The sequence below is a fragment of the Pauljensenia sp. C0170B5 genome (assembly GCF_056590195.1).
This window is the reverse complement of the sequence record NZ_JBWPVR010000004.1, coordinates 74,407-97,974: the sequence shown is the minus strand read 5'-3', so window position 1 is coordinate 97,974 and position 23,568 is coordinate 74,407. Positions and strand designations below refer to the sequence as shown.

General features: G+C 59.7%; 22 protein-coding genes. 10 read left to right on the top strand and 12 right to left on the bottom strand.

Translation table 11 applies throughout. From position 1 onward, the window contains the following. Window position 1 precedes the first annotated feature (1 nt). From AC1EJZ_RS06835 to AC1EJZ_RS06825, 3 genes are read right to left on the bottom strand one after another with little or no spacing between them, the layout of a single operon-like run. Window positions 2–553: a DUF6912 family protein gene (locus AC1EJZ_RS06835; protein ID WP_480294367.1), complete on the bottom strand. Its 552-nt coding sequence runs from the start codon at window positions 551–553 to the stop codon at window positions 2–4. Between the two features lie 46 nt (window positions 554–599). Continuing rightward, window positions 600–1,910, bottom strand: a complete 1,311-nt coding sequence (locus AC1EJZ_RS06830; protein ID WP_480294365.1) for a CpaE/TadZ family protein — start codon at window positions 1,908–1,910, stop codon at window positions 600–602. Further along, window positions 1,907–2,527 carry an SAF domain-containing protein gene (locus AC1EJZ_RS06825; protein WP_058237017.1) on the bottom strand — a complete coding sequence of 207 codons (621 nt, stop codon included), beginning with the start codon at window positions 2,525–2,527 and terminating at the stop codon, window positions 1,907–1,909. The genes AC1EJZ_RS06830 and AC1EJZ_RS06825 overlap by 4 nt, the downstream gene beginning before the upstream one ends. 258 nt (window positions 2,528–2,785) lie before the next feature. Between AC1EJZ_RS06825 and AC1EJZ_RS06820 the strand changes: the two genes are divergently transcribed. Next, a complete protein-coding gene (locus tag AC1EJZ_RS06820) occupies window positions 2,786–3,001 on the top strand; it encodes a helix-turn-helix domain-containing protein (protein ID WP_058237829.1) in 216 nt (71 codons plus the stop codon). 7 nt (window positions 3,002–3,008) lie between these two features. Here the strand turns inward: AC1EJZ_RS06820 and AC1EJZ_RS06815 are convergent, their stop codons facing one another. Further along, complete coding sequence (locus AC1EJZ_RS06815; protein WP_058237018.1) at window positions 3,009–3,581, bottom strand: hypothetical protein; 573 nt, start codon at window positions 3,579–3,581, stop codon at window positions 3,009–3,011. Window positions 3,582–3,698: 117 nt separating this feature from the next. Between AC1EJZ_RS06815 and AC1EJZ_RS06810 the strand changes: the two genes are divergently transcribed. Together AC1EJZ_RS06810 and AC1EJZ_RS06805 are read left to right on the top strand one after the other, a co-directional pair. Continuing rightward, on the top strand, window positions 3,699–4,847 hold the full coding sequence (locus tag AC1EJZ_RS06810; protein ID WP_480294363.1) for a LysM peptidoglycan-binding domain-containing protein: 1,149 nt from the start codon (window positions 3,699–3,701) through the stop codon (window positions 4,845–4,847). Further along, complete coding sequence (locus AC1EJZ_RS06805; RefSeq protein ID WP_480294362.1) at window positions 4,844–5,326, top strand: Rv3235 family protein; 483 nt, start codon at window positions 4,844–4,846, stop codon at window positions 5,324–5,326. Before AC1EJZ_RS06810 ends, AC1EJZ_RS06805 begins: the two co-directional genes overlap by 4 nt. 85 nt (window positions 5,327–5,411) lie before the next feature. Here the strand turns inward: AC1EJZ_RS06805 and secA are convergent, their stop codons facing one another. From secA to mtrA, 6 genes are all read right to left on the bottom strand, one after another. Beyond that, entirely contained in the window at window positions 5,412–8,390 is a 2,979-nt protein-coding gene (secA, locus tag AC1EJZ_RS06800; RefSeq protein ID WP_480294361.1) for a preprotein translocase subunit SecA, read from the bottom strand. Between the two features lie 673 nt (window positions 8,391–9,063). Continuing rightward, window positions 9,064–9,738, bottom strand: coding sequence for a ribosome hibernation-promoting factor, HPF/YfiA family (hpf, locus tag AC1EJZ_RS06795; protein ID WP_058237022.1), 675 nt, complete (start codon window positions 9,736–9,738; stop codon window positions 9,064–9,066). A gap of 177 nt (window positions 9,739–9,915) precedes the next feature. Continuing rightward, window positions 9,916–10,689, bottom strand: coding sequence for a ComF family protein (locus AC1EJZ_RS06790; protein ID WP_480294359.1), 774 nt, complete (start codon window positions 10,687–10,689; stop codon window positions 9,916–9,918). A gap of 48 nt (window positions 10,690–10,737) precedes the next feature. Further along, a complete protein-coding gene (locus AC1EJZ_RS06785) occupies window positions 10,738–12,477 on the bottom strand; it encodes an LpqB family beta-propeller domain-containing protein (protein WP_480294357.1) in 1,740 nt (579 codons plus the stop codon). Further along, window positions 12,474–14,132, bottom strand: a complete 1,659-nt coding sequence (gene mtrB, locus AC1EJZ_RS06780) for an MtrAB system histidine kinase MtrB (protein WP_480294355.1) — start codon at window positions 14,130–14,132, stop codon at window positions 12,474–12,476. Before mtrB ends, AC1EJZ_RS06785 begins: the two co-directional genes overlap by 4 nt. Next, entirely contained in the window at window positions 14,113–14,793 is a 681-nt protein-coding gene (mtrA, locus tag AC1EJZ_RS06775) for an MtrAB system response regulator MtrA (RefSeq protein WP_092648709.1), read from the bottom strand. Before mtrA ends, mtrB begins: the two co-directional genes overlap by 20 nt. Window positions 14,794–14,956: 163 nt before the next feature. Between mtrA and AC1EJZ_RS06770 the strand changes: the two genes are divergently transcribed. Genes AC1EJZ_RS06770 through AC1EJZ_RS06750 form a run of 5 tightly spaced genes read left to right on the top strand, consistent with a single transcriptional unit; the run spans window position 14,957 to window position 20,702 of the window. Further along, window positions 14,957–16,384, top strand: coding sequence for a DUF7847 domain-containing protein (locus AC1EJZ_RS06770; RefSeq protein WP_480294353.1), 1,428 nt, complete (start codon window positions 14,957–14,959; stop codon window positions 16,382–16,384). Between the two features lie 14 nt (window positions 16,385–16,398). Beyond that, window positions 16,399–17,130 (top strand): DUF4129 domain-containing protein, encoded by a 732-nt coding sequence (locus tag AC1EJZ_RS06765; RefSeq protein WP_058237028.1) that lies wholly within the window; start codon window positions 16,399–16,401, stop codon window positions 17,128–17,130. Next, window positions 17,127–18,308 (top strand): DUF4350 domain-containing protein, encoded by a 1,182-nt coding sequence (locus tag AC1EJZ_RS06760; RefSeq protein WP_092648712.1) that lies wholly within the window; start codon window positions 17,127–17,129, stop codon window positions 18,306–18,308. The genes AC1EJZ_RS06765 and AC1EJZ_RS06760 overlap by 4 nt, the downstream gene beginning before the upstream one ends. Before the next feature lie 19 nt (window positions 18,309–18,327). Then, window positions 18,328–19,326: an AAA family ATPase gene (locus AC1EJZ_RS06755; protein WP_480294415.1), complete on the top strand. Its 999-nt coding sequence runs from the start codon at window positions 18,328–18,330 to the stop codon at window positions 19,324–19,326. Beyond that, complete coding sequence (locus AC1EJZ_RS06750; protein ID WP_480294351.1) at window positions 19,323–20,702, top strand: DUF58 domain-containing protein; 1,380 nt, start codon at window positions 19,323–19,325, stop codon at window positions 20,700–20,702. The genes AC1EJZ_RS06755 and AC1EJZ_RS06750 overlap by 4 nt, the downstream gene beginning before the upstream one ends. A 6-nt stretch (window positions 20,703–20,708) precedes the next feature. Here the strand turns inward: AC1EJZ_RS06750 and AC1EJZ_RS06745 are convergent, their stop codons facing one another. Then, entirely contained in the window at window positions 20,709–21,722 is a 1,014-nt protein-coding gene (locus AC1EJZ_RS06745; protein WP_480294350.1) for a stage II sporulation protein M, read from the bottom strand. On the opposite strand from AC1EJZ_RS06745, the gene AC1EJZ_RS06740 reads away from it, so the two are divergent. After that, window positions 21,721–22,560 (top strand): RDD family protein, encoded by an 840-nt coding sequence (locus AC1EJZ_RS06740; RefSeq protein ID WP_480294348.1) that lies wholly within the window; start codon window positions 21,721–21,723, stop codon window positions 22,558–22,560. The genes AC1EJZ_RS06745 and AC1EJZ_RS06740 overlap by 2 nt on opposite strands. A 1-nt stretch (window position 22,561) precedes the next feature. Here the strand turns inward: AC1EJZ_RS06740 and AC1EJZ_RS06735 are convergent, their stop codons facing one another. Further along, window positions 22,562–23,038: a DUF3499 domain-containing protein gene (locus AC1EJZ_RS06735; RefSeq protein WP_092649122.1), complete on the bottom strand. Its 477-nt coding sequence runs from the start codon at window positions 23,036–23,038 to the stop codon at window positions 22,562–22,564. Between the two features lie 93 nt (window positions 23,039–23,131). Here AC1EJZ_RS06735 and AC1EJZ_RS06730 point away from each other — a divergent pair, with 93 nt between their 5' ends. Further along, window positions 23,132–23,551 (top strand): metallopeptidase family protein, encoded by a 420-nt coding sequence (locus AC1EJZ_RS06730; RefSeq protein ID WP_480294347.1) that lies wholly within the window; start codon window positions 23,132–23,134, stop codon window positions 23,549–23,551. Window positions 23,552–23,568: the final 17 nt, after the last annotated feature.

Genomic DNA, 23,568 nt, shown 5'->3' with positions numbered 1-23,568 from the left:
ATCACACGTGGGTACGGCCGCAGCTGACGATGCCACCACCAGCGCACGCAGTGCGCTCACTCGCGTCAAACCACAGCAACGGTTCATCCCACAGCGCGTCAAGAGCCTCGGTCACATCATCCTCAGTGAGGGCCTGCGTCACGCGCTCGACCAGCGTCGCAGCCTCCGCGTCATCAATGAAGAAAGCCACCACATCATCCCACCGATACGTCTGGGGACGTGCCTGTGCAACATGCACAGCGGTCAGGTCGCCTGCCTCAGCGCTGACCTCAGCCTCAGCCTCACACGCGATGACAACTCGGCGTGCCGGCACACAGAAGGCAGGTGAATCAGGGCATGCGCGAACCTCGTCACCATCTTCTTCGTCCTCTGCATCGCGGCGATCGCGGATCAATTCGAGTGAGGCGAGAGCAGCCTGGTTCATCGCAGAGTCTTCACGCTCCTCAATGTCGTCACCTCGAAGCCCATCCTCAAGAATCGCCACATACCCTGGTCGGACAGGCGGCTGATCGGCAGATAACTCGTCTAAAACCGCTGGCACATACAATCGCATGCCTCCAGTGTCCCACATCAGTGCCGCGCGCTTGCCGCGGTGAGCATCACGCAGCATGTTCAGGAAGCACAGCCAACACCACCTGGGTCAGCGCGGCCAACGCCTGACCGATCGGCTGATCAGGTTCGGCATGAACAATTGCCCGCGCGTGCAGCAGGGAGGCGCTCACGCGCGAGTCCTCCGGGACAAGTTGAATACTGCGCCCGGGAATCACCGGAGCGAGGGCCTGGACAATCGCGTTGACAGGTCGAGGCCCTGCTCCCGACGATGACACATGGTTGGCCACCAGGATCGGCTCGACGTGCGGGGCGATCTGGCCTACCCACTGATACGCGTCCACAAGCCGATTGATCCCCAGAGAATCACCACGAAACACGCACATCACCGCATCAGCGCTCCGCACAATTGCCGCGACCAGGTCATCGCGCGACCCCTGATGCCGATTCCCCGGTGCCACCGGATCCAGCGTTGCTGCAGCCACGTCCACGATGATGAGGTCATACAGCGAGCGGGCCGCCGACAGTGCGCTGACCACCGCTGCCGGTGATACTTCACGCCACCGTTGCGGCGACGTGATTCCCGTGAGAATGTCGAGGGAATCGGTCAGTGGTACTGCAGCTCCCCGAATCTCGTCGGCTCCGACATCAGTGCGCGCAGCAGTCCGTGAGAGCACAGCGATACCCGACGCATCCTGCGCAATACCCGCCATATGAGCCAGGGATGGTGCACACGTGTCAGCATCGACGAGGAGGACGCGCGCACTGGCTGACGCACCCGCCGCCACGTTGAACGCGATTGTCGACCTTCCGGGAGCACCTGACGGCCCCCACACACAGACGATCTTCCCGAATTCCGCAGTCCCGTCAACGCTGCGCTGCCCGTCTGATAACTCGTCATCACCGTCGGCAAATGCGTAGGAGCGCTTTTGATGCGCTATCTGGGCTTCCCGTCGGCCGGACGCATCCTCCCCCGTTTGGGGAAGCTCACCGCTCTCCGGAGAAAAAGATGCACTCATCCCCAAGGCGCGCAGCGAATCCACGATCCCTTCAGGTGAATCGGGCTGAGCAATTCCATCAGCATGCAGCGCACGTAAGGACGGCGCATCAGCCAGAGGCGCGAGAACAATGACACCGATATGGTGCGCGTGCAGGTCCTCCACGATGCGGGCATCAAGGTCAGGATCATCAGCATCAATAATGGCGCATTGTGCAACCGATGAGCGCGCGCATGCCCGCACTTCCGTCAGGTCAGCGCACCGGCGCGACACAGTAAACTCCTCGCTTTCGTTGATCGCCTGGACGAGGCGCCCCTCCGTCTGGGTCGGCGCGCACACGATCACACCGATCGGCCCACTCATTGTCCGATCGGAACGGCCGTGATCGTTCCGTTTCCTCCCGTAGCTTCAAGCACGGCTGAGACGTCAGAAAATGGGATACGTACTTCAATTCTGTGCACCGATGCAGCACCGATTCCTGCGGCGCCCTCGACACTGCGAATAAAAACGGCGTTGCCCGATACGACCGTTGGGTGGGACTGATGGTCTTTGCTCATGGAGGCTGAAGGGATCGACCACAGTTCAATGGATGTGCCGGTAGCAGTGGACTCCGGTAGTCCGGCACCTATGTCGATCACGAGGCGGCGATAATCGTCGTCTTCGTCCGTTGTCACTGCTCCCGTTGCAATCAGCTCACCTTTTCCGATGCTATGCGACGCCAGCGCTCCGTCAGGAAGCTCATCGCGCTGCACATACGCATTGCTTTCGGGCCGTGCATCCACGATCTGCAGATTCGACGTGTCCAGCGGTTCTCCCGGAGCGATGTCGCGCGTTGCCTGATAGATGCTCACTCCGCCGCGGGCATGAGATACAAGGAGTGTGCACGCAAGGATAGACAGCGTGACGAGTGCGATGCCGATCAGGAATCGCGGATCACGTATGACGCTGCGCCGGCGCGGTATTCGGGCGGTGTTCTTCATATGTGGCACTCCCACATCATGCCCGGTTTTTTCCTCGATGTGGAGTTATCCACAAAAACTTCCGCTCGCCCCCACACACTGCCTTTGCGGTCAGTTCGCTCTGACCTGCATCTTCACACATGAGGCCTCGTCGAGGAGTCCTCTCGCCTCGTCCACATGCTCACAAAGTGGACACGCAACTTTCGATGAACACCGCACTATATCCACAACAAGTGAATAAAGCTTTACTGAACTGAAAGGAAATGTCATGATATGGGTATGACTTCACGATTCCTGACACTGGCCGACGTCGCTGAAACTCTGAACCTGACGATGTCCGCCGCCCGTTCACTGGTGACGTCGGGGGAACTTCCTGCAATCCAGGTTGGCGGCAAGAAGGCATGGCGGGTCGAAGCCAGTGTTCTCGAGCAGTACATTCAGGATCAGTACGCGGCTACTCGTGAGCGCATGAAGGTCGAATCGGCTCACAGCTAACGGCGCGTCAGATCATCAGCGAATCTGCCATCTGGCTCGGCGCACGCAGTGTGCGTATCCCACCCGTCGACAGCGACATAACGACTGGAGTGGTGAAGTCACGCGTGTCAAGAGCCTGCCCGCTGGACATGCTTTCAAGATCGAAGTGGTCACCCATGACGGCACAGACGTATCCTGCGTGCTGGCCGCCTTCATGGTCGATGACGACGTACACATTCTCATCTCTCAGCGCGCGCAGAACGTGACTGATCGCCACCTCATGTGCCAGCGCTGACTCATCGGCTGCGCGACTTCCCAGCGGCCAGGCTGCGACAATGGCGTGAGCCGGGATGAGCACCATGTGTACCCCATTGTCGATCACAATCCACTCACGCGCGCAGTCTCGAACGATTCCTGCCATGCGCTCACCTCCGCGCAGTAAGACGTTCAAGTTACTCCCCCGCGTCGCGAGCAGGCGCGCTGACATCGTTACACGCGCACATTCAACATCTGCGAGCTCGTCGACAAGAATGTCCATTTCCTCGCGCCGTTCAGCATCGAAGCGCGCACTTAAGTCTGCCAGAAGGCGATCCAGATCCATGCGCACAGTGTGGCACAAACTAAAAGGAACTGCCACCACTTGACACCAATTATTCTTTCGTGCACACTCTAATCAATTCTTACGAACTAACATCAACTGATACGAAGGAAGTTCGATATGAATGGAGACAGCAGGTCTGGATACGTAGTCGAGACGGATGTCATGGATGGAACTGATCGCAATCGTGGGCTGGTGACGGTCACTGCCTGGGCAGGTGTACCTCTCCTGGCACTGACCGCCTACCTCGCTGTCCTCATTGTGCGATCAGGTGATCTGTATCGACCGGAGCTGTTGATTGCTCTGATCATCGCCTGTGTTGCAACGGTTTTTCTGGCATGGAACCAGCTCTGCGTCTTCCTGGCACTCCTCGCGACAGCTTCGTCGCGCACTGATGCACTGTCGCGGGCTCTCATTCGTTTTATTCGTCGCTTCGGCACGCAGCAGGCACGCGCAGTAATCGCGCGTCATGCTCTGGCGTTGAGCGTGTCGACCACCGCGATCAGCGCTATTGGAATGCCGGTTTTTGCCGCGCCACTCACGCCTTCCACCCCTTCTCTGACCAGTACATCATCTGCCACGCACGTTCTTCCCTTTTCTTCCATCGACGAGGGTGACTCCACGATTCCCGATGATCTGACCTGGCCAGCGTTGACCGCACAATCCACTTCGACAGCGCAATCAGGAGGTCCAAGCGCACAGCTTCCCTCCCCTTCTCACCAGATGCCACACGACACTCAACCAGAAGGCAACGCGATGGCACCCTCGCACTCTGGGCCGTCGACACAGACCGAGCACTCTGCACCATCTGCGAAGAACACTCCGCCTCAAGTCAGCCACCCTGCTGGATCATCGGCTTCCCAGGGCACCGACTCATCCAAGCAGCCCGCCTCCCCCTCGCACGCATACAGCACCGATTCCTCGGGGAAGCCTGCTTCACCTGTTTCCTCCAACGGTTTAAGTTCTGCCGGACAGGCAGCCTCATCCGTCCACTCACACGGTGTTGGCGCCGCAGGACACGATGCTTCGCCCGCCCCCACCCACAACATCGCTTCGTCCAACACGGGCAGCGCCATCCACTACGAAATCCAGCCTGGCGATTGTCTGTGGACGATCGCTGAAACATCCCTCCCCGCCTCAGCATCCGATGCCACGATCGCCCGCCATGTCGAGCGACTGATCCATGCGAACGCTGAGGTAATCGGAGACGATCCTGACCTGATCCACCCAGGAACAGTTATCACGATTCCCCCTAAGGAGAACTCATGAGCACGATACGCGCAGTCGAACGTTACTCCCGCAGCACAGATGGCTGCCTGAGATGGGATATGCGTCGAGATATGCCCACCCCGCTCGTCCTCGATTTTGAAGAGCGCCTCAAGCCCGATCCGGCGCGCCCCATTGCGCGCGACACGTTGCCCGACGCAGGGACGTGGGCAGCCAACCTGACGCGCGGCATCATTGAGGTTCTGCTGGGACGCAGACCCATCATGCAGCTTCGACGGTGGGTCGTGCCGGGGCTCTACGACCAGATTGATGCCACGGACTTCGATCCGGGCGGCGCGCTCCCCGCGCGGCGCACCAGCCCTGCCCCATGTCGCGTCATGTCAGTGAGCACGTGCGCCATCAAACCTGGGACGTTTGAAACCACCGTCGTCTTTGCGGTGTGCGGCCGGATCAGGGCAGCAGCGCTGAGGCTGGAAGATTTTCGAGGGCGATGGCTCGCCACCGCTCTCGACATCATTTAAAATCTGCCCGCGCACTACCTGTCAGGAGGCATAGGGAATTCGCCTGCAAAGATAGCGGACCTCTCGCCTGCCAGGTATCGATGCCTTAGCGGTTTTTCCTCCGCTTGGCCGCAGCACGACGCTGCGCACGGTTCCCGCCGCCAGACGAAGCCGCGTTACCGCTCCTGCCTCGTCCAGCAGCCCGACCGCCAGCAGGCGACGCCTCACCACCGGTGTTACTCGATGAATACTTCAAGCGTGCTGCCTGCTTTTGCTGGCCCACATCACCCATCACAGATGTAGCACGCGCCAGCGCTGCAGACGAAGCTGCAGCTTTTTGCTCGGCTTCCTGCTGCATCTGACGAATCCGGCGCTGCTGTTCACGTTCAGCCTCTGACGCCTCGTCGGAGTTCCCTTCCTTGGCGTCATCCTCCGAATCCCACAGCGCTGAAGCAGTTTCCAGCGCTCCGGTCGTGTCTTCTTCAGCAGCCTCATCGTCCTGTTCACCAGCAGGTGAGAGCACGCCCTGTTCGCGCAGACGCTGCCACGCGAGTTCGAACTGGTGCAGGTAGCCGAAGATCTGCTGAACCGATTCTTCGCGGATACGCTCCATCATCGCCTGGAACATCTGCGCGCCCTCAGCCTTGTATTCGACCAGAGGATCGCGCTGTCCCATTGCACGCAGGCCGATGCCTTCCTTGAGGTAGTCCATCTCATACAGGTGCTCGCGCCACAGGCGGTCGACCGTCGCCAGCACGACACGGCGTTCGAGGTCACGCATCGGATCTTCCCCGAGCTGCTGAATTGCCAACGGGTTCTGTTTGAGCTGCTCCTCGCCCAGCTCATAAACCGTGTGGATGTCACCCCTGATTTCAAAATTCAGGTCATCGCGCACCAATGAGTCCTGCCCGCCGTGAGCTTCGGCCACCTCTTTGGCGCTCACTGATACCGGGTAGTAGGAGCGCAACGCTGCCCACAGCTCGTTCAGATCCCAATCGTGAGCCGAATCTTCCTGCGTGTGCTCAGCAATGAGTGATTCAACCAGACGATCCATGAACCAGGATACCTGATCCTGCAGGTCAGCACCCTCAAGGACCTGACGACGCTGGTCATAAATCAACTCGCGCTGGTTGGTCATCACGTCGTCATATTTGAGGACGTTCTTGCGGATCTCAGCGTTACGGCCTTCGATCTGCGATTGTGCACTGGCAATGGAGCGTGACACAGCCTTGGACTCCAGTGGCATATCTTCCGGGTATGCGTTCGAGGCCATAATGCGCTGCGCAATCGTTGAATTAAACAGGCGCATCAGGTCATCTTCCATTGACAGGTAGAAACGAGACTCGCCCGGATCTCCCTGACGGCCGGAACGACCACGCAACTGGTTGTCAATGCGTCGCGACTCATGGCGCTCAGTGCCCAGGACGTACAGGCCACCGGCCTCGCGTACCTCTTCGCGTTCAGCTTCAACTGCCGCTTCGGCTTCCTCCAGTGCTTTCGGCCACGCCTCGCGGTACTCCTCAGCGTTCTCAGTCGGATCGAGACCCTTGGCAGCAAGATTGGACTGCGCAATGAACTCCGAGTTGCCGCCCAGCATAATGTCGGTACCACGGCCAGCCATGTTGGTGGCAACGGTGACTGCGCCCTTGCGGCCAGCCATTGCCACGACTTGAGCTTCACGCTCATGCTGTTTGGCGTTCAACACCTGGTGGGAGATGTGATGCTGACGCAGCATATTGGACAGCACTTCGGATTTCTCCACAGACGTCGTGCCCACCAGGATCGGCTGTCCAACCTTGTGGCGTTCCTCAATATCCTCAACGATCGCGTTGAGTTTGCCTTTCAGCGTGGGGTACACAAGGTCGGAGTGATCCTTACGGATCATCGGCCGGTTCGTCGGGATCGGAATGACACCCATCTTGTAGGTATTGGAGAATTCGGCGGCTTCCGTTTCAGCCGTACCCGTCATACCGGAGCGTGACCCCTCAGGATACAAGCGGAAGTAGTTCTGCAGCGTAATGGTTGCCAGCGTCTGGTTTTCAGCCTTGATCTGGACCTTTTCCTTCGCTTCGATCGCCTGGTGCATACCTTCGTTGTAGCGGCGCCCGGGCAGCACACGGCCGGTGTGTTCATCGACAATGAGGACTTCGCCCTTACTGACGATGTAGTCCTTGTCGCGGTGGAAGAGTTCCTTAGCCTTGATGGAGTTGTTCAGGAAACCGATCAGCGGCGTGTTGGCGGCTTCGTACAGGTTCTCCACGCCCAGCTGGTCCTCGACTTTATCGATGCCGGGTTCCAGGATGCCAACCGTTTTCTTCTTCTCGTCGACTTCGTAGTCCACGTCGCGTTCCAGCAGCTTCGCGATGCGCGCGAACTCGGTGTACCACCGGTTGACATCACCGGTCGCCGGCCCGGAAATAATCAGAGGCGTACGCGCCTCGTCAATCAGGATCGAGTCAACCTCGTCAACGATGACGAAGGCATGGCCGCGCTGCACCATGTCTTCAGTGCGCTGAGCCATATTGTCTCGCAGGTAGTCGAACCCGAACTCGTTGTTCGTGCCGTAGGTGATATCGGCGGCGTACTGTTTGCGTCGCTCGTCTGGGGTCTGGCCGGTGAGGATACATCCGACGCTGATGCCGAGGAAGCGGTAGACGCGTCCCATCAGCTCTGACTGATAGTGCGCCAGGTAGTCATTGACGGTGACCACGTGGACGCCTTTGCCGGTGAGGGCCCGCAAGTACGAGGGCATCGTGGCAACCAGAGTTTTACCTTCACCGGTTTTCATTTCGGCAATGTTGCCCATGTGCAGGGCAGCGCCGCCCATCACCTGGACGTGGAATGGCCGTTGACGCAGCGTCCGCCAGGCAGCTTCGCGAACTGTGGCGAACGCTTCCACCATCAGTTCATCCAGCGTCTCGCCGTCTTCGTAGCGCTTCTTGAATTCAGGGGTCTTAGCCTGAAGTTCTTCATCGGTCAGTGCCTTAAAATCCTCTTCAAGTGCATCTACGTGGTTCGCGATACGCTCGAGTTTCTTCAGCGTTCGCCCTTCTCCAGCTCGGAGGATTTTGTCAATCAGTGACACCGGTTCTCCTGACGTCTCATTCGAGGCACTTTGCCCCTACGTGCACGCACTCTAGTTAAAAGGCGCATATCACGCTTATACAGTCTACGAAAAATCTGCCACAAACGATTAATGGCATTCAACTCTTTCGCTCTCAGCCACACTCAGCACCCTGTCGTCGCGTATTCGACCGTCCTCTCACTCCCCCACAACCCCAACTGTCGATCTCGCGCCCTACCGCACAGATGCCACGCCAAACTTGTCTCTAGCCATGCAGGTCACAGGCGTATAGGCATATCCGCCCTTCGCTGCAGTCAGCTGAGATCGACAGTTGAGGCACAGAAGGCGGGCAAGAGGGGCACGCATGAAGGATGAACCCGTACAAGGCGCGGGCTCAAGGGATGAGCACGCGCGAATGGCGGCACGAGAGCGGGTTCGAGGGAGAAAGGCACAAGACGCGTCCGCGGCGGCAGCACCGATCGCTGGTACAGCTTTCACGCATACAAAGGTGTGGCCCGCTGCCTTGGCAGCGGGCCACATAAGGGGCCAGTCAGCGGTTAAGCCGACGCCAAGACCTATCAGGCCGGCGCTGTGAACTAACAGGTCAGCACGATGAACTGACAGCACTATGAACAACAGGCCAGCGCGATGGCTATCAGGTCAGCGCTTACACCGATGCTTTGACCTATTTCGCCTAGTCGTCTCGCGATTCGCCTTCTCCGATTCGAGTATTCAGGCGGATCACACCGTACGTCCAGCCGTGACGGTGATACACCACGCACGGTTGGTGCGTTTCCTTGTCGACGAAGAGGAAGAATGGGTGACCAACCAGTTCCATCTGGTCGAGCGCCTCATCCACACTCATCGGCTCAGCTTCATGGACTTTTTGCCTGACAATGACGGGAGAATCACCCAGCTGTTCTTCACGGGCCTCACCCGGCTTGAGGTCGTACGCGCTCTTCAGTTCGGCACGAGGCGCGGCGGCTGGCTTTGCCTCGGGTTCAAGTTCGGATTCAAGGGTGCGCGGATCGAACTCCTCATGCGGGTGTGGCTGGTAATGGCGCCGATGATCTTTCGCGCGGTCGCGCGCACGACGCAGCCTTTCAAAGAGCTTTCCCGCTGCGATATCAACTGCCGCATAACGGTCCGCTGAGGTTGCTTCGGCACGGATGACGGGGCCTTTCCCGTAGACCGTCAGCTCGATACGCTCAGCGGTGTCGGCTTGCCGCGGGTTCCTTTCGTGGGTCAATTCCACGTCCACGCGCTGTGCCCGCGGATAGAACTGCGTTGTCTTCGACACCTTCTCTTCAACGTACTCACGGAAATTCGGATGGATTTCGGCATTACGTCCGACAATTGTGATGTCCATGTCTCCTCCAGAGATTCAGTGGGCCCGGTGCCCACGTCAACAGTGCTCACGCTTCATTGCGATGAGCGGTGAGTGTTGTTATCACCCCCTGTATCGCGGCAGGCCCGACGTTACGGAACCGACCTGCCTTCTGTTATGTGCCTTCCATCATAATGCATGGTCGTGACGTATTTCACGTTACTGGGGTGTGCCTGTCGCACTGACCCGACACAGAGTGACGACCGCCTGAACCGACGGTCCCAGCACTTGCGCCATTTCACGCACCGTCGCCCCCGTCGTCATCACATCATCGACGAGGATGACGTTCACTTTGGGCACAATATCGACACGCCGAATCATCGACCCGCTGCGTCCTGCGGCGCGAGCAGCCCCGCTTTTCCCAGACTGGCTGCTGTTTCCCACACGCAAGCGCACTGCATCGATGACGCGTACACGCATCCGCGAGCGCCCACCATCAGCATCAACGCGCGCATGCGACAGACCCACCGCTACTCCGTGCGCCACATCGAGCGCCACGAGTTGTCCGCGAAAACGCCTGGCAAAGCGTGACGGAGCCGGCACGACCCATATTTCATCCGCATCAAGTGTTCGCCACGCCGCCTCGCGCGCCACATGTTCCCCCAGCGTGATCCCACAGCGCCACAGAAATTCACTCAGATCTACGCGTGGACGATGCTTGGCAGCCAGAACGATCGAACGCAGCGCTCCCGCATATTCACCCAGTGCCCACGCCATGATCATCTGCTGTTCGTTCACCTCAACCGCCTGCCAGGCGCCCGGATCATTCGTGGCAATGGCACGGCAACGCTTGCACAGAATCGCATCCCACTTACCGCACCCCACGCATTGCACGGGCAAGATCAGGTCCGACAGTGCATGGGACACCCTCGTCAATGTGTGATGCAAAAGGTGAGTTGCGTCGGCGTAATCCACTCCTCCAGCAGACCTCATTAGGTGCCTCGTGTCGACTCACACGGGCCGTTCTGTGGATAACCCGTCTCAGCCCGGATAGGAAATCTCGCGAACGGGGGCGCCCACGGCCTGCCACACCGACCCTGAACGCGAATACAGGTTCCCTTCTCGGGTGCGGATGTAGATGTTCGAGGGTGTCGCCCCTCCACTGATCATCTCGACCTCACCAGGCACAGGCATGGTGGAGCCGAATCCACCCAGGGGCTCGATGCGGATCTGAGGTGAAGAATCCGAGGCGGACTCGTCGAACACGAGCGTCACGGTGCCAGCCCACGACACGTCATTGACCGTGGCAGACGTGGCGCTGACCTGGATGGGCGTGCCCACGCTGGTCGGCACTCCCTGAGGGTCACGCACGATCGGCGCGACCCACACCGAACGGGTCGTACCGACTCCGCGGATCAGAGCCAGGCGCGCACCGTCGGGTGAGACCTCCACCGAGTGAATAGTGTGGGAGTGGTCAAATGGTGAGGGGAGCTCAATGTAGGTGCCGCCCAGCCCCATGATGTAGATGGGAGAACCTGGCGTGGTTGACGACGTTGCCCACGCCATGTCGAAGCGGTCGACTGAGGGCCATGATGGCGAGGCGACCGGATGCGCGACCTGCCCGCCATCACCGTCAGCAATATAGACATTGTCCTGCCCCACCCACGCCATCGCAGCATCAGAGGTGGGTCCAATTGCCGGCTTTGACGCGTCTGGCCCAATTTGCTCCGGGGTAAGAAGCAGGCGCGTGGAATTGCCAGATACGCTGACAAAACCTGTATCTGAAATCCCCACCGCACTGTCCATGCGGTAGTCGGGACCCAGCGGCACTGCCAGGTCCTCGATCGTCGCACCCTCAGACACAATGCGCACCGAGGTGACGGACGTGGATTGCGTTAAGGTGGTGTAGATTTGCCAGTACAGTTCCGTCGGGTCTTGCACGGGCGCGACCTGCCCGTTAAGTGCCACGCTGGCCACCTGGTTGTCAACGCTGATTCCTCCTGCGCCCAGGGTTACGCCTTCTGGAATCGCCGAGGTGACGGCCGGCGCGATCGACTGGGATGGTCCTGCGAGGAGTCCTTCCATAAGGTGAGTAGCCAGGCGGCGGATCGGATACCACCGCGGATCAGGCACCAGCGCTCCCCCGTCATTGGACGGGAAATACAAGGAAACGAGCTGGTGGGAGGCTGCCAAGGATGCTTCCGACACCATGACCCCATCGTCCAGAGAATCGATGCGCCACTGACCATCTTCCTGGACCAAGTGGAACGACCGTGCGATCTGAGAACCCGATTCGGAGGGTGTCAGCACACCGTTGGCGTCGATTGTTGCGACCGCGGGGGCAGTGACCTCTGTCGTCACATCGCCCGTACCTTCCTGCAACTGTGTCGAGGGTGTCGACGCGGTCGCATACACCTGAATCATTGTGGTCGGCTGCCACGTCTGGGCAGCTTTTTCGGTCAGATACAGGCGCGCCGCTGCAAAGTCATCAGTTGTGCCGGCAGCGCACGCCAGCAGGAAATCGGACACCAACATGTCCGGGGTGCTGCCCTGAGCCGGGCCACCTGCCGCCACTTCAACCGGTTCGGCTGATGGCGTGGGAACGTCGAACGGGTGGGGCGAGCTGGCAGTCGGCAACACTGAGCAGGCAGCAGCTGACAATGCCATCGCAATGCCTGTTGCGCATGCGAGTACACGCATAAGGACCGGCGACTGCGAGACGGGCGAACCTGCTGACCGGTGCCGCACACCCCATGCACGCGCGATTCGATTCAGCCTCATTCCGCCTCGCCTCCTTCGGACGAACCATCCTCGCGCCCCTCGCCCCATTCATCCTTCCAAAGTTCCAGCGGGCGGGATGCCACGGCTGCACCCACCTTGCGCGGCAACGTGATGACGAATGAAGATCCTGCTCCCGGCACGCCCCAGGCTTCAATGGTGCCGCCATGCAGGTTGATGTCCTCGCGCGCAATTGCCAGACCCAGCCCGGTTCCACCCGTTGTGCGCGTGCGAGCGGGGTCGGCTCGGAAGAAACGGTCGAAGACATGGGAAACGGTCTCTTCACTCATCCCCACGCCGTGATCGTGCACCCGCAGGGCGACATCCATGTCGGTGGCGGCAATGTCGATATCGATGGGTCGACGCTCGGCGTGTTCGATCGCATTGACAACGAGGTTGCGGACAACTCGTTCGACGCGGCGCGAATCGATCTCTGCGTCGCATCTGTTTTCTGGGTTGTGGATGATGATCGGCACGTTGAGACGCTCAGCGAGTTCACTGTGATCGTTGACCACTTTCGCTGCGAGTGCACGCAGATCCGTGGACTCGGCATCCAGCAGGGCACTTCGGGCGTCGTAACGGGAAATCTCCAGCAGATCAGCCAGCATGGAGTCAAAGCGTTCGACCTGTTCGTGAAGGAGCTCGGCAGATCGCTTCGTCGATGGGGATAAGTTGTCGCGATCCTTCCAGATCATCACTTCCGCCATGCGGATCGTGGTCAGCGGGGTGCGCAGTTCATGTGAGACATCGGAGACGAAACGCTGCTGGAGTTTCGACAGCTCGTCATACTCGGTGATGCGGTGTTGCAGGGAATCCGCCATGTTGTTGAAGGCCTGTCCCAAGCGAGCCATTTCGTCGACACCTGTCACCGGTACGCGTGCGTGCAGGTCGCCCTCGGCCAGTCGCGATGCGGCGGACGAGGTGATGCGCACCGGACCCATCAGGTGATACAGAATCAGGAAAACTGCCAGCGGCAACACGATCGCAATAGGGATGACGGCCCAGCCCAGGGAGCGCATCACCATCGTGATGATGTTCTGTTCCTGTTTGAGCGAGTAGATAATGTACATTTCGTACAGCCCGGCGCGCGGCAGGTTGACCTGAGAGCCGACGATGATGCCCGGCTGTTCACTGCCATCCCTGTCGTGCAGCGCCACGGATTGCCACTGACCGCTGGTCGATTCAACAACCGCGTCACGCAGTGGGTCCGTGATGGTTGTCAAGTAGTCGACGTTGATAATTTCGTTGATGCGGAAATTAGTGTCGGACGAGGGCGAGCGGAGCACCATCACCGACACTGCTCCGGCGCCGGCAGCTGAACCACGCACATTAGCCACCATTCGACGCGCCAGCTCCTGAACCTGGTCAGGGCTGGAGGCTGTCGACTGGTCGAACATGGATTGCGCGGAAGCGAATCGAACACCAGCGTCCTCCAAGATGGCGTCTTTCCTGTTATCGAAGACACTGTCGGTGAGCTGCTCGGACGTGATCAGAGCAAAGATAATCAGCAGTGCCAGCGCCGAGGCGCACAGTGACAGGGCGATACGCACTGAAAGCGAGCTGCGTGCCTTTTGCCAGAGCCACAGGCGTTCATGCCAGCGCGGTTGCCGAGTGGTCGCGTCCGATTCCGGCGCAGTGTCACGACCCTGTTCCGGCACGATACCCCACTCCGCGCACAGTAATGACGATTTCGGGGCGCTCCGGATCGCGTTCGATCTTCGAGCGCAGACGCTGGACGTGGACGTTGACCAGACGAGTGTCGGCAGCGTGACGGTAGCCCCACACTTTTTCCAGTAGTTCCTCGCGCGTGAACACCTTCCACGGGGCGCGGCACAGCGCAACCAGCAGGTCGAATTCGAGCGGTGTCAGCGCAATTGTCTCGCCGCCTCGGCGCACCACGTGTCCGGCCACATCAATGGACAGTTCGCCCAGGCGCAGGTGTTCCTCGGCGCTTTCGTCTCGACCTCGCAGGCGGGCCTTCACACGGGCGACAAGTTCCCTGGGTTTGAACGGCTTGGGTACGTAGTCATCTGCACCGGCTTCGAGCCCGGCCACCACGTCAGCAGTGTCGGAGCGTGCCGTCAGCATGACGATGGGAACGTCGGATTCGCGCCGAAGCCTACGACATACTTCAATGCCGTCAATTCCCGGCAGCATCAGGTCCAGCAGCACCAGATCTGGAGCATCGGTGTGGAATTCATCGAGCGCACGATCACCGTCTTCCGCTGCGGTGACGATGAAGCCTTCAGATTCGAGGACGATGCCGATCATCTCCGCCAGTGCGACGTCATCATCTACCACCAGGATATGTGCTGCCATAATCACAATAGTGTCACGAAATGGACAATTTTTACAGTCGACCCGCTTTCAACTTCCGTTCCTTTTGTGGCACTCACGGTCGTGAAAAATAGAATTGTCCATGACTTCATGGCACGATTAAAAACGATCACTGCACTGACACTAATGTCCAAGGAGTCAGACCATGAGTGAAAGCGATCAGTCGCGTACATTCGACCAATCGGCATCGGAGGGCGCATCGTCATCTCCGCCTTACGAGGCCAATCAGACCGCGCCCGAAGCCGGCCACGACGCTTCCTGGTCAGCACCAGGTTCTGGATCCGCGTCTTCCGCATCACAATTTGATTCCACCGCTACCGGCGGGGCATCTGGCCACGCCGGAGCCTATAAGCCAGGCTCCGACTCACGTGAAGGGCCTGATTCATCCTGGGGTGCTCCGCCACCGCGGTGGGGACAGCGCACGTCGTTCGCTCCGCCTGCCAATGGATCTGACCAATTCGCCGCACCCGGCCAGCCAGCCTCACAGGCTTCCGCCCAGTGGTCGCATGCAAGCGACCACTCGGCGCCAGGGGGCAGTGATCAGAACTTTGCTCCCGGTGCCGGCCCTGCCCCGCAGAATGCTCCTCGGGCGCAGCAATGGGGCCTGGGTGACCCTAAGCCAGGGGTCATTCCGCTGCGCCCTCTCCAGATCGGTGAACTGTTCGAGGGAACGTTCCGTGCGATGCGTTCGAACCCGTCTGTTGTTTTCGGTTTCACCCTTGTCGTCGTCCTGATCGTCGCAGTGATCACCGCGATCATCTCGTCTTTGACGGTCGATTCGATCTTCAACAAGCTTTTCCCGCTGATCGACCAAACTGACGAAGACCCAACCGTTCTCATTGACTTCATCCTGTCCGACCTGTCCAGCATCGCCACCAACCTCGGTATCAACGCGGTGACTACCACCGTTCTTCTGACGATCTCCACCGTGCTGGTCACCGGCGTGCTGTGCGCAACCGTTCAGGACGCTGTTTTGGGCAGGGCGTGCACACTGGCGGAAGCGTGGAACCAGATCAAGTCACGCGTAGGCGTGCTGTCCCTGTACGGTTTGCTCCTGTCGATCCCCAGCATCGCCATCGGTGCGCTGATGATCTTCGTGCTCACTCAGTTGGGAAGTGCTCAGGAAAGCGACATGCAGCGCATTGTCATCATGCTCCTTGTTGCCACCGTCGCGGCACTCATTTTCTCACTGGTCTACCTGTTCCTGCTGATTCGACTCCTGTACGTCGAAATCGTCATCGTCATCGAACGCTCCGGTCTGATCGACTCCATCAAACGCTCATGGAAGCTGACCAAAGGCAGTTTCTGGCGCACATTCGGACGCTACGCACTGATCTACATTCTGCTCACTGCGCTTGTATCTGTCGCCAGCGGCGTGGTCGGTGCCGTCACGGGCCTGCTCGCATTGACCGGCTCCCCCACCATTTTGTTCGTCTCGTCCGTCCTGGGCACAACGATCGCGCAAGCCATCACGCTGCCGGTCGTCGCCTGCTTTACGACACTGATGTATGTCGATGAACGCATGCGCAAGGAAAACCTCGGCCCCGCCCTGGCTCAAGCTGCCCGCGCCTGACTGGCAGGCCACTGATGCGAATCGTCAACCTGGACGTGCCCGTCACTCCGGATGCCCCAGAGGCTCAGGAGTGGCTCCAACGCGAGCTTTCCAAGACGCGCTATCAGTTTCCAGACCCCGTCGACAAGTCCGGTGAGACACTCCTGCAGCGCATCCTGCGATTTCTTCAGGAGCAGTCTTTCCCTACATTGCCCGGCTTCAAGATTCTCATGGTGGCGCTGGCTGTCTTTGCCGTGCTTCTCATTGTCGCGCTGATCCTCAACCCCATTCGCCTGCGCAACCGTGTGCGTTCTCATTCGGTCATGTCCGATCAGGACGTCTCCGCACGCCAGGCGCATGACAACGCATCTAGCTATCTGAAAGAGGCGGACTTCGCGCAGGCGTTCATTTGGGGAATGCGCTACCTGGTCCTGAGTCTTGACGAGCGTGACGTCGTGCGTGCCACGCCTGGCCTGACCGCTCATGAAGCGGCCACGGCTGCCAGCGCGCAGTTTCCAGACTCGCGCGACTCCCTCGTCAATGCGGCCGCGCTGTTCGATGCTGTCCTGTACGGCAGGTCAACTCCGACACGTGACGATGTCACCCGCCTGATGAAACTGACGAAAGCGCTACGCACTTCACGCACCTCCTCAGGCGAATCACTCGCAGGTGACCCACCGTCAGGCGACTCGTCTCCAGACGGCTCAGTATCTGAACACTCACCCTCAGACGCTGACCGTGTTCCCTCAGCCCAGGGGGCCAAGTGAATCAGCAACGAGCCACGGTCGCCACGCTGTCCGCACGGCAACGACTGCGCGAAAGCAAACCCCTGCTGATCCTGATCGGCATCATTGTCGCGTGCATGGCGCTCCTGCTGATTATCCCGACCAATTCGCAGGATCGGCGCCCATTTTCCGCCGGAAATCTGCACGATGAAGGCTCGGCCGCCCTCATTGAAGTCCTGCGCGAACAAGGGGTGAATGTCTTCGTCACGTCTTCGCCGGAGGACGCTATCGCCCGCGCTCAGCAGCCTGATACCACGCTCGCAGTCGCAGGAGATGTGGTGCCACTGAATTTTCAGATGTACACCGACCGGATCGACTCAATCGTGTGGATCGCGAACGGTCAGATGACCGGCCCGGAATTCAACGGCGTCACGTTTGCCGGCACGTCCCAGCTTCTGCCTGGTGTCCTGAAACCAGACGTCCCTGCGACGGTTCGTTTGCTGGAGGATTCAACGTGCCGGTCCGAGGCGGCCAAACGGGCCGGAAAGATTTCGAAGTCCGAGGTCACAGTCAGCGTGCACGAACCGTGGACCGGGTGCTTCGAGCAGTCTTCCGGCCAATTTGTCTACGCTGAGAAGATCGAGGGTGACCAGTTCCGCGCCATTATTCCCGGCGGGGCGGTGGTGCAGAACAAGACGATCGCTCAGGCGGGTAATGCTGCGTTGGCGTTGAACACCCTGGGCCGCAACGCGAACCTGGTGTGGTTCGTGGGCTCACTGAACGCCGGCACGACGGTTGCCGCACCTGCCCCTCCGATGCCGCTGTGGCTCAAATACGGAATTTTACTGCTGGGCCTGACGATGGCAATGCTGGCGTGGGTCAAAGGCGTGCGTCTTGGTCGCCTCGTTCCTGAAAACCTGCCCACGCCTGTCCCCGCCATTGAAACCGTCCAGGGACGAGGACGACTCCTGCGTTCCAACCGTGCGCACGCCCACGCAGCCACGTCGTTGCGCGTCCACACGGCACGAAGGATTGCCCGCCGCCTAGGGGTCACTGACCATTCCTCACGCGCCGCGCTGACCGAGGCAATTCGAGCCTCAGGTGTGGATGTGATGCGTGCTGACGACACATTGTGGGGGCCGGCCCCCACCAACGATCAGGATCTTGCCCGCCTTGCACAGGAACTCAAACAATTGGAGGCTGATATTCGCCATGAGTGACCAGATGACCAATGACCAGATGAGCACCCCACCTCACCAGTCTTCTCACGAGTTCTCTCAAGAAGAGTTCGAGTCAGCCCAGCAATCCTTGCTGCGGATCCGCTCCGTGATCAGCAAAGCGGTTGTCGGCCAGGATCAGGCCGTCACCGGCTTGATTATTGCGCTCGTGGCAGGCGGACATGCACTGATTGAGGGTGTGCCCGGCGTTGCGAAGACACTGCTGGTGCGGTCCCTTGCTGCGGCTGTGGATCTTGAGATGACACGAGTCCAGTTCACGCCCGACCTGATGCCGGCTGACATCACCGGGTCGATGGTGTGGAACGCGGGCGATTCGTCCTTCGAGTTTCGCGAAGGCCCGGTCTTTACGAATATCCTGCTGGCCGATGAGATCAACCGCACCCCACCAAAGACCCAGTCCGCTTTGCTTGAAGCAATGGAAGAACACCAGGTCAGTGTTGATGTCACGACTCATCGTCTGCGTGAGCCGTTCATGGTGGTCGCCACGCAGAACCCCGTTGAGCAGGAGGGAACCTATCCCCTGCCTGAAGCGCAGCTGGACCGTTTCCTGGTCAAGCTCGACATGCCGCTTCCGCAGGCAGATGTGGAACGGGAAGTGCTGGCGCGTCACCAGCGCGGATTCGATCCTCTGCAGCTCAGACAGGCGGGAGTGGAACCTGTCGCCACGGCTGATGATCTGGCTCTGGCCCGAAAGGCTGCTGCGCACATCAACGTGGACGACGCAGTAATCGCCTACATCGTCGATCTTGTCCAGGCAACCCGTCGTTCCCCGGCAACATCGCTCGGTGTCTCGCCACGAGGCGGTACCGCCCTGTTGGCCACGTCGCGGGTGTGGGCGTTCCTGATGGGTCGATCATTTGTCACTCCTGATGACGTCAAGGCGATGGCGCCGGCAACTCTTGCGCATCGTCTCTCACTGAATGCTGAAGCAGAACTGGAAGGTACGACAAAAACGGCAGTGATCAACAACGTCCTGGCGACGGTGGCGGTTCCACGGTGATTATCCCTTCGTGGAGAGCTGTCGCCCTCACGGCGCTTGGCATCATCCCCATCATCTTTTTCCCCACGATGACATTGACGGTCGCGTGGTTCCTCCTCGTGGTGGCGATGGTGCTGGTTGACAGTGCGCTCGCACTTTCGCCGCGAAGGCTGGAAGTCTCGAGGGAGACGCCTTCACCTATTCGTGCCGGCACTGATTCAGTCTGCACCCTCACTCTGGCAAATCCCTCCGGCAGGGTCGTGCACATGGATGTGCGCGATGCATGGCCGCCGTCGGTGCGCCAGGAGCCTCGTCGTCACCATGTGCGTCTCGAGGCGCACGGTAAGGCGCGATTGCGGACAGCGATTTTTCCTGCCAGGCGTGGCACGGTTTTTTCTGATTTTGTCACCGTGCGCGCGTGGGGTCCACTTCGGCTGGGGTCCCGTCAGGTGTCGGTGCGAGCTGACCTGACGCTGACAGTGATCCCGGAGTTCCGCTCGCGCCGCCTGCTCCCGTCCCGACTGCAGCGCCTCCACGATCTGGATGGGTCGACGGCCACGGTTCTGCGCGGACCGGGCACCGAGTTTGATTCTCTGCGCGAGTATGTCATCGGTGATGACCCTCGTGACATTGACTGGCGTGCCACTGCCCGCTCACGCGACCTCATGGTGCGCACGTGGCGCCCTGAAAGAGATCGCCACGTGGTGATCGTTGTGGATACCGGGCGCGCAGGATCCCTGCTTCTGGGCCCCACAGATGTGGAGATGATTCGCAGCAGCGACCTGTCAGTAGTTGAAGAACATACGCATGACGCTGACGTGGTGGATGTCGGGTCGGCGCCTCGCCTGGATTCAGGTATTGAAGCGACGCTGCTTCTGGCAGCTTTAGCTGATCGAGGTGGGGACAAGGTGCACGTGATGGCGGTTGACCGTCAGGTGCGTGCCCGTGTCAGCGCTCTGACGGGGCCGCGCCTTCTCAACCAGTTGGCGATCGATTTTGCCGGCGTGCAGCCCACCGTTGAACCTACTGACTGGAATAAGGTGATCGTGGAAGTAGGGCGCATGGTGCATCACCATTCGCTGCTGGTCCTGGTTACCGAAGTTCCGCCGTTGGGGTCAGATCCTGACTTTGTGGATTCTGTGGCAGCCCTGTCGCGCAATCATCGTGTGGTCGTAGCATCGGCGCGTGACCCGCATCTGGATCACATGCTGTCAGAATCTGACACGATTGATCAGGTGTATGGCGCGGCAGCTGCTTCCGCTGCCCGCCGTGAGATCCGTCAGGCCTGTGAGGAACTCAATCGCATCGGTGTGATGACGCTCGACGTGTCGGCGGGTCTGCTCAGCGCCAAACTGGCTGACTTGTATGTGCAGCTGAAAGGCCAGGGACTGGCCTAGTACAGGTCAGGCAGCAACGGGTTGCGCGTAGCCGGCATCCGATTCCAGATCGCCAATGATCCCGAGCTTGTGGGCACGCCCTCCGAGGATGAACGTGTACAGCCACAATGCGGTGATGACCAGTACCCCACTGCCGATGCGAATCCAGTTCGGCAATGATGATGGCGTCACAAATCCTTCGATGAAACCGGAGAGTGCCAGGAGGATCACCAGGCCGCCGCAAATCACCACCATTGACCTGCCAGCTCGCGCAAGGGCTCGTCCGCGGGTGGTACCACCAGGGCTGATCAAAGCCCAGAACAGGCGCAGCCCTGCCGCACCGGCAATGAAGATCGCCGTCAGCTCGGGCAGACCGTGCGGAAGGATGTAATGCAGGAAGAAAGCTGGCCCCGCATAGTGCACAACCAGCGCACCTGTTACCCCCATGGAGACAGCATTGTTGTAAATGATCACGAACGGCATGATTCCGGTGATACCCGCGCCGATCATCTGGATGGCGATAAATGCGTTGTTAAACCATACGGATGCGCCAAACTGGGCGTTCGTGTCTTGTGAGTAGTACTCCACGAAGTCGTGGAAGACGAATGATCGTGCTGCTTCCGGCTCCATCAGCGTTTCAATGGCAGCGGGGTTGCGTCCCAGCCACACAATTTCAGTAATGGTAATCGTCAGGAACAACGCCATGATGGCGATTGTCCACCACCGCACTTCGTACAGTGCGGCAGGCAGCGTCACTTTGAACCATCGAGCCATGCCAACCAGGGACGCACCTGACGTTCCGGTCAGGCGTGAACGCGCCCGCGCCAGGTCGTTGGACAGTTGGTGGATGAGATCCGGATCAGGCATGGTGGCGCGTATCATCGCCAGGTCCGAAGATGCACGCCTGTACAGCAGGCTGAGTTCGTCAATCTGATCGCCGTCCAGGCGGCGCATCCGTGCAAGCGTATGGAGTCGATCCCATGAAGGCGACCGCGAAGCTTTCAGCGCATCTATGTCCACTCGAGCTAGCATGTCATACATGAGCCCAAACGTCTCGCCCGTACGCAAGATTTCCGATAACCGGTTGAAAACCGGCGAGGGTGTCTCCCTGGACGTCTACCCCGCCTCCCCCGTGGTGCGTGGGTTGGCTCTCCTTATCGATATGTATGTGTATATCGCCGCCTTCGGCAGCGTGTTCTTGCTGATGGCGTTTCTGGGCACCTTTGACTCAGGGTCACTGGAACGCATCGGTGTCATCGGCACGATGGTGATGATCTTCCTGATCGCCCCGATGACTGTGGAGTTTTTGACGCATGGTCGCTCACTGGGCAAATGGGCGTTCCACCTGCAGGTTGTTCGAGATGACGGTGGTCCTGTCACGATGCGTCAGATCGCGATGCGAGCGGTGTCCGCGCTCCTGGAAATTTTCATGACGATGGGGTCGGTTGCCGCGGTGACATCGCTGGTCAACAAGCAGTCAAAGCGTCTGGGTGATATCGCTGCAGGAACGATCGTGGTCCGACTGCCTGAGCCGGCACATTTTGTTCCCCTGGTGATGCCACCGGAGTTGAAGCGATGGGCTGACACTGCGTTGTTCACTGATCCTGGAAGTGACGTGAGGGCGTACGGCCTGTATCTGATGCGCACGATCGCAACCATGTCGCCAGCTCAGCGCGCTCAGCTCACATCGGAGTACGCCCACTCGTTGCTGGATTATGTCTCACCTGCCCCGCCCACGGCTGATGCGGAGCGTTTCATCGCGGCATTCCTGGTGACATTGCGTAATCGCGAGTATGTGCGCGACGTGCGTCGCCATCACCGTGATGACGTTCAAAGGTCACGCGCAGGCGCCGTGCCTTTTGAGATCGGTGCTGCCTGAACTATTCCTTGTCCTCAGGAGTCATTCCCTGTGTCGTAATCACATGGAACCGTGATTTTCTGGCCTCGTGATCACCAGCGAAGGGGCCGCGTTCAGCCTGCCAGGGGCGGTTGGGTGTGTCTTTCCCGTCAATTGACGAGGGGGCAGCCGGGTCGCCTTGTTGGGCGTGGTGCGCGACGCATTGAGCCACTGGTGAGGCTGAATCGGTGTGGGCGGCATCGCGGACTGCGTCAACGAGCGCCATCAGGTCATCGGCCGATGGTGGTGCCGGGTCAAACGAGCTCTGCAAACGCACGATTTGCCATCCTTGAGGGGCAGTCAGATTATTCGCGTGGCGTTCACACAAGTCGTATGCGTGCGGCTCGCTCGCTGTTGACAGTGGACCGAGGACGGCCGTCGAATCGGCATAGTCATACGTCAATGTTGCAACAGGAGCCCCTGCGCATCCGGGTTTGGAACAGTGTCGAGCCAGCATCACGCCTTCTACTGTAGGGTGGCCTGACGCCGGTTGCGTGGAGGCACACCCAAGGTTGACTGCCATTTTCGCCATGTCATCGCTTACAGTGGCCATGTGCCTACACGGAGTCAAGGTCGTCGTGATCGCCACGGACGAGGGATGCGCGGACCACAGTTTGTTCCGGGCATCCCTGCGCGCATGACGCGGCGCGCACAGTTTGTGCGCTGCGTTCAAGATGCTGTCAGTGAGCTGACTGAACGGTGGCCAGCTGTGGCGACCATTGAATTCGGTGTGGAGGATGTTCCACCGTCCGATCCTGCTGCGTGGGAGGACCATTCGGTGGTCATTGCCCGCATTTTTCCCGCTGATCGCCGGCGCGGGCTGCGTGACCGTATCGTCGTGTATCGCCGGGCGATGGAGCTGCACAGCGCGCGCTCAGACATGGACACGGTGATGCGTCAGATTCTGGCTGACCGTATTTCGCATATTCTGGCGATTCCGCCCGACGAGCTCGAAGAGTATTTCGACATGTAGTCGCTTCAGTCCGGTCC

Excerpts from the sequence above, each read along its gene's own strand:
- AC1EJZ_RS06740 (WP_480294348.1), top strand. The coding sequence starts at position 21,721 with ATGAGCCCAAACGTCTCGCCCGTACGCAAGATTTCCGATAACCGGTTG.
- AC1EJZ_RS06810 (WP_480294363.1), top strand. The coding sequence starts at position 3,699 with ATGAATGGAGACAGCAGGTCTGGATACGTAGTCGAGACGGATGTCATG.
- AC1EJZ_RS06765 (WP_058237028.1), top strand. The coding sequence starts at position 16,399 with ATGCGAATCGTCAACCTGGACGTGCCCGTCACTCCGGATGCCCCAGAG.
- AC1EJZ_RS06825 (WP_058237017.1), bottom strand. The coding sequence starts at position 2,527 with ATGAAGAACACCGCCCGAATACCGCGCCGGCGCAGCGTCATACGTGAT.
- AC1EJZ_RS06755 (WP_480294415.1), top strand. The coding sequence starts at position 18,328 with ATGAGCACCCCACCTCACCAGTCTTCTCACGAGTTCTCTCAAGAAGAG.
- AC1EJZ_RS06770 (WP_480294353.1), top strand. The coding sequence starts at position 14,957 with ATGAGTGAAAGCGATCAGTCGCGTACATTCGACCAATCGGCATCGGAG.
- AC1EJZ_RS06805 (WP_480294362.1), top strand. The coding sequence starts at position 4,844 with ATGAGCACGATACGCGCAGTCGAACGTTACTCCCGCAGCACAGATGGC.
- mtrA (WP_092648709.1), bottom strand. The coding sequence starts at position 14,793 with ATGGCAGCACATATCCTGGTGGTAGATGATGACGTCGCACTGGCGGAG.
- AC1EJZ_RS06835 (WP_480294367.1), bottom strand. The coding sequence starts at position 553 with ATGCGATTGTATGTGCCAGCGGTTTTAGACGAGTTATCTGCCGATCAG.
- AC1EJZ_RS06790 (WP_480294359.1), bottom strand. The coding sequence starts at position 10,689 with ATGAGGTCTGCTGGAGGAGTGGATTACGCCGACGCAACTCACCTTTTG.
- AC1EJZ_RS06815 (WP_058237018.1), bottom strand. The coding sequence starts at position 3,581 with ATGGATCTGGATCGCCTTCTGGCAGACTTAAGTGCGCGCTTCGATGCT.
- AC1EJZ_RS06745 (WP_480294350.1), bottom strand. The coding sequence starts at position 21,722 with ATGTATGACATGCTAGCTCGAGTGGACATAGATGCGCTGAAAGCTTCG.
- AC1EJZ_RS06830 (WP_480294365.1), bottom strand. The coding sequence starts at position 1,910 with ATGAGTGGGCCGATCGGTGTGATCGTGTGCGCGCCGACCCAGACGGAG.
- AC1EJZ_RS06785 (WP_480294357.1), bottom strand. The coding sequence starts at position 12,477 with ATGAGGCTGAATCGAATCGCGCGTGCATGGGGTGTGCGGCACCGGTCA.
- hpf (WP_058237022.1), bottom strand. The coding sequence starts at position 9,738 with ATGGACATCACAATTGTCGGACGTAATGCCGAAATCCATCCGAATTTC.
- AC1EJZ_RS06820 (WP_058237829.1), top strand. The coding sequence starts at position 2,786 with ATGACTTCACGATTCCTGACACTGGCCGACGTCGCTGAAACTCTGAAC.